This window comes from Burkholderia sp. APQ4-4ca (assembly GCF_057837105.1).
Window position 1 is genome coordinate 1 of sequence record NZ_JBYQCG010000085.1, and the last position, 5145, is coordinate 5145.

A 5145-nucleotide genomic window follows, 5' to 3' on the forward strand; every position below is an offset into this window, starting at 1 on the left:
GTCGAACCACTTCAGCTCGAAGCGCGCGACCGCGATGTCGTGGATCTTGCCCTGGTTGTGCTCGTGGCGCGTGACTTCGAGCCAGTTGCCGTCCGGGTCGACCATCCGCCACCACGCGAGGTTGTCGAGCGCGGTGCCCCACAGCACGGCCTTCTTGCCGCCCGCGTTCATCGCGACGTTGCCGCCGATGCACGACGCGTCGAGCGAGGTCGGATCGACCGCGAACACGTAGCCGGCCGCCTCCGCCGCCTCGGTCACGCGGCGCGTGACGACGCCCGCGCCGGAGAAGATCGTCGGCACCTTGTGCGCGACGCCCGGCAGCTCGGTCAGCTCGACCGCGCCGAGCTGTTCGAGCTTCTCGGTGTTGATCACCGCGGAGAACGGCGTGAGCGGCACCGCGCCGCCCGTGTAGCCGGTGCCGCCGCCGCGCGGGATCACGGTCAGGCCGAGCTCGAAGCACGCCTTGATCAGCGCGGCGATCTCCGCTTCGGTGTCGGGGGTCAGCACGACGAACGGGTATTCGACGCGCCAGTCGGTCGCGTCGGTCACGTGCGACACGCGCGACAGCCCGTCGAAGCGGATGTTGTCCTTCTGCGTGCAGCGGCCGAGCGCCTTGGTCGCGCGGCGACGCAGCTCGGCCATCTTGTCGAATTCGTCCGCGAATTCGTCGACCGCGCGCTGCGCGGCGGTTTCGAGCATCTCGACGCGCGATGCGCGTTCGCGGCCGGCGTCGTCGCGGTGCGCGGTGAGATCGGCGCTGCGGCGCTTGCCGATCTCGGTCAGGCGGTGGTTCAGCGCCTCGATCAGCAGCGCGCGGCGCTTCGGGTTGTCGAGCAGGTCGTCCTGCAGGTACGGGTTGCGGCGCACGACCCAGATGTCGCCGAGCACTTCATACAGCATCCGTGCCGAGCGGCCCGTGCGGCGCTCGGCGCGCAGTTCGTCGAGCACCGCCCACGCCTCTTCGCCGAGCAGGCGGATCACGATCTCGCGATCCGAGAAGGACGTGTAGTTGTAGGGAATCTCGCGCAAGCGGGGCGCGGGGTCGGCGGCGACGGTGGCGGCCGCGCCATGCGGATCGAAAACTTGTGGTGCGTTCATGTTCGGACGACTCGGAGGGCCGATATCCCGTGCACGGGCGTCGGCAAGCGCGTGGGCGCAATCTTGGGGAAATCTGTTCTGTTACCAGGCGCGCGGCTGTCCTTCATGGGGCCGGAGCGGGCGACTCGCCCCTCCTGGCCGGCGACAGGGCCTGGCGGCACTCGGGATCATCAGCACGATCGCGCGCGGCGCGCATGCCGTTCGGCCGCGGGGCTGGCTGCGCGCGGCGTCGGCTTCAACGGTGCGATCCGAGGGTGCCTCTGCATCTTCCGAATCCTTGATTCAAAACGGAATTCTAACCCATGATCGCGCCGCCCGTGACACGCCGGACAGGTCGTGGGGCTATCGCCGCGAGCCGCGCCGGCCGGGGCTCGGCGCGGTTTCGGGCGACCATTCGCCGTCCGTCCGGTCGGTAACCATGCGGTTAAGCCGGTAAAGCGCGCCGGTAAAAAGCGGCGCCCCGGCGGCGGGAATGCCCTGCCCGCGCACGCACGCGGCCCGCTCATGACCGACCGCCCGGCATGCCGCTTGCGTGCGGGCGGACCCTTGGCGCTATCATTGACCCTTTACCGTTTGCATCCGCACTGCACGCGAGCGCCCATGGCATCCCACGATTACCTGAAGAAAATCCTCACCGCGCGCGTCTACGACGTCGCGATCGAGACGGAACTCGAACCGGCCCGCAACCTGTCGGCCCGGCTGCGCAACGCCGTTTACCTGAAGCGCGAGGACAACCAGCCGGTGTTCTCGTTCAAGCTGCGCGGCGCGTACAACAAGATGGCGCACATTCCGGCGGACGCGCTCGCGCGCGGCGTGATCACGGCGTCGGCCGGCAACCACGCGCAGGGCGTCGCGTTCTCGGCGGCGCGGATGGGCGTCAAGGCCGTGATCGTCGTACCGGTCACGACGCCGCAGGTGAAGGTCGACGCGGTGCGCGCGCACGGCGGCCCGAGCGTCGAGGTGATCCAGGCGGGCGAATCGTACAGCGACGCGTACGCGCACGCGGTCAAGGTGCAGCAGGCGCGCGACCTGACGTTCGTCCACCCGTTCGACGACCCATACGTGATCGCCGGCCAGGGCACGATCGCGATGGAGATCCTGCGCCAGCATCAGGGCCCGATCCACGCGATCTTCGTGCCGATCGGCGGCGGCGGGCTCGCGTCCGGCGTCGCCGCGTACGTGAAGGCGGTGCGTCCGGAGATCAAGGTGATCGGCGTGCAGGCCGAGGATTCGTGCGCGATGGCGCAATCGCTGAACGCCGGCGAGCGCATCGAGCTGAGCGAAGTCGGGCTGTTCGCGGACGGCACCGCGGTGAAGCTCGTCGGCGAGGAAACCTTCCGGCTGTGCCGCGAATTCCTCGACGGCGTCGTGACGGTCAACACCGACGCGCTGTGCGCGGCGATCAAGGACGTGTTCCAGGACACGCGCAGCGTGCTCGAGCCGTCCGGCGCGCTCGCGGTCGCGGGCGCGAAGCTGTACGCGGAACGCGAAGGCATCGAGAACCAGACGCTCGTCGCGGTCACGTCCGGCGCGAACATGAATTTCGACCGGATGCGCTTCGTCGCCGAACGCGCCGAGGTCGGCGAGGCGCGCGAAGCCGTGTTCGCGGTCACGATCCCCGAGGAACGCGGCAGCTTCAAGCGCTTCTGCTCGCTCGTCGGCGACCGCAACGTCACCGAGTTCAACTACCGGATCGCCGATGCGCAGTCCGCGCACATCTTCGTCGGCGTGCAGATCAAGCGCCGCGGCGAATCGGCGGAGATCGCCGCGAACTTCGAGTCGCACGGCTTCAAGAGCGTCGACCTGACGCACGACGAGCTGTCGAAGGAACACATCCGCTACATGGTCGGCGGCCGCTCGCCGCTCGCGCTCGACGAGCGCCTGTTCCGCTTCGAATTCCCGGAACGGCCGGGTGCGCTGATGAAGTTCCTGTCGTCGATGGCGCCGGACTGGAACATCAGCCTGTTCCACTACCGCAACCAGGGCGCGGACTACAGCTCGATCCTCGTCGGGCTGCAGGTGCCGCAAGCCGATCGCGCCGAATTCGAACGCTTCCTCGCGGCGCTCGGCTATCCGTATGTCGAAGAGAGCGCCAACCCGGCTTACCGCCTCTTCCTGTCGTAAAGGTTTCGTGCAATGAATCCCGAACACTCCCCGCTCGGCAAGGCCACCGTCTACGCGGCGCAGTACGACGCGTCGCTGCTGTTCCCGATTCCGCGCGCCGGCGCGCGCGCGCAGCTCGGCATCACGTCGGCGCTGCCGTTCTTCGGCACCGACATCTGGAACGCGTACGAGCTGTCGTGGCTCAACGCACGCGGCAAGCCGCAGGTCGCGATCGCGACGTTCTACGTGCCGGCCGAATCGCCGAACATCGTCGAATCGAAGTCGTTCAAGCTGTATCTCGGCTCGTTCGCGCAGTCGAAATTCGACTCGGTCGACGCGGTGCGCGACGTGCTGAAGCGCGACGTGTCGGCCGCGTGCGGCGCGAGCGTATCGGTGCAGCTGGTGTCGGCGCACGATTTCCGCAAGCTGGAGATGGACGAGCTCGACGGGCTGTCGCTCGACCGGCTCGATCTCGACACCGACGTGTACGAACCCGATCCGTCGCTGCTGTCGGCCGCCGAGGATGAAGCGCCGGTCGAGGAGACGCTCGTGTCCGACCTGCTGCGCTCGAACTGCCCGGTCACCGGCCAGCCCGACTGGGGCAGCGTGCAGATCCATTACGTCGGGCCGCAGATCGATCATGCGGGGCTGCTGCGCTACATCATCTCGTTCCGTAATCACACGGGCTTTCACGAACAGTGCGTCGAGCGGATCTTTCTCGACATCCTGCATGCGTGCAAACCGGTGAAGCTCGCGGTGTATGCGCGCTATACGCGCCGCGGCGGGCTCGACATCAACCCGTTCCGCACGAACTACAACCAGCCGATGCCGGATAACGCGCGGACGGCGCGGCAGTAAATGCGTGGGTTGGCGGACATTTTCGGTCCGCCAACTCCGCCTGCGTGCGGAAAGCGCGCTTCTCTAATTCGGTGCGAATACGTCGGCCCGGCACTTCGGACAATACAGGTAGATTGTTCGACCATCGTCCACGGAAATGAAGCCTCGCCTTGCCTGGTCTATTCTCCATTTCGCCGCGCCACCACCCGCCAGACGCGCTTCGCCTTCGGCATAGCAACGCGCCGCGTCCAGGTCATGGCTGTACGCCCGTTCTGTTACGCGGCCCGCACGCTTGAAAAATGCGCTGACATCTGCACGCCGAAGAACGAACGTACGACACATATCCGCCGTTTCGTCCCCGCTGATGTCAGCGACCACGCACCGTTCCTGACGATTTCGACTGACTCCGGCACGACAATGGGTAGCGCGCCGCCAGGCGATAACCTATTGGACAGCGTGCCCGCAAGCGCACCGTGGTCGGTCAAGAGCGCCAAAGTCAAAACTGCGATCCAGATCACCATTGCCCCCCGGCGGCGTCCGTGCGGTTCTTCCGCAAGCCGCGACGTACACTGCCACCTGTCCCGCGCCGGCAAGCCGCCAAAGGTGCGTGCAAAGTTGCGCTCGATATAGGCCAGCGCACGCGTCAGCGCGTCGTGGTCTTCGTACAGATCGACAAGCGCGTCCTCATCGAGCGAATCTGGACCGATGCGCTTGATCTGTTCAAGCCGCAGACGGATGGTTTCCATCAGTACGGCGCATTCGCCCATCAGCAATGGTACGGCCATGTCGGCTGGAATTTCTGCTTGGTCACCCGAAGTCGTTTCAATTCACCTTTTGACAATAAGTAGCCTACTCCCGCAGCAAACCGATGAATTTGGCAAACGGCATGTTGCCGGGAGGCGCCAACCTGTGATGCCCTCAATCAAGGCATGCGCCTTACCAAACACAGCCCCAAGAGCAATTACGCATTGCCCGGCATCCGCCAGACAACGCGCCTGTTCGAATATCCGATGTTTCACGGCAGCGCGGCCAATCGCGCGGCGTCCCATCTCCTTTCTACGGCTGCACGATGCAGCATCGCGAGCGTAATCGGTTCCCGTTTGAAGT

At 66.2% G+C, this 5145-nt stretch carries 4 protein-coding genes; 2 read left to right on the forward strand and 2 right to left on the reverse strand.

Annotated elements, in window-relative coordinates:
* Nucleotides 1–1098, reverse strand: a 1098-nt coding sequence (locus AC3IFE_RS10380; RefSeq protein WP_489190454.1) for a DUF3683 domain-containing protein, incomplete at its 3' end; no start/stop codon positions are given.
* Nucleotides 1099–1698: 600 nt separating this feature from the next.
* Between AC3IFE_RS10380 and ilvA the strand changes: the two genes are divergently transcribed.
* A complete protein-coding gene (gene ilvA / locus AC3IFE_RS10385) occupies nucleotides 1699–3222 on the forward strand; it encodes a threonine ammonia-lyase, biosynthetic (protein WP_089468420.1) in 1524 nt (507 codons plus the stop codon).
* A gap of 12 nt (nucleotides 3223–3234) precedes the next feature.
* Entirely contained in the window at nucleotides 3235–4059 is an 825-nt protein-coding gene (gene queF / locus AC3IFE_RS10390; RefSeq protein ID WP_089468421.1) for an NADPH-dependent 7-cyano-7-deazaguanine reductase QueF, read from the forward strand.
* A gap of 254 nt (nucleotides 4060–4313) precedes the next feature.
* Here the strand turns inward: queF and AC3IFE_RS10395 are convergent, their stop codons facing one another.
* Nucleotides 4314–4823 carry a hypothetical protein gene (locus AC3IFE_RS10395; RefSeq protein WP_489190455.1) on the reverse strand — a complete coding sequence of 170 codons (510 nt, stop codon included), beginning with the start codon at nucleotides 4821–4823 and terminating at the stop codon, nucleotides 4314–4316.
* Nucleotides 4824–5145: the final 322 nt, after the last annotated feature.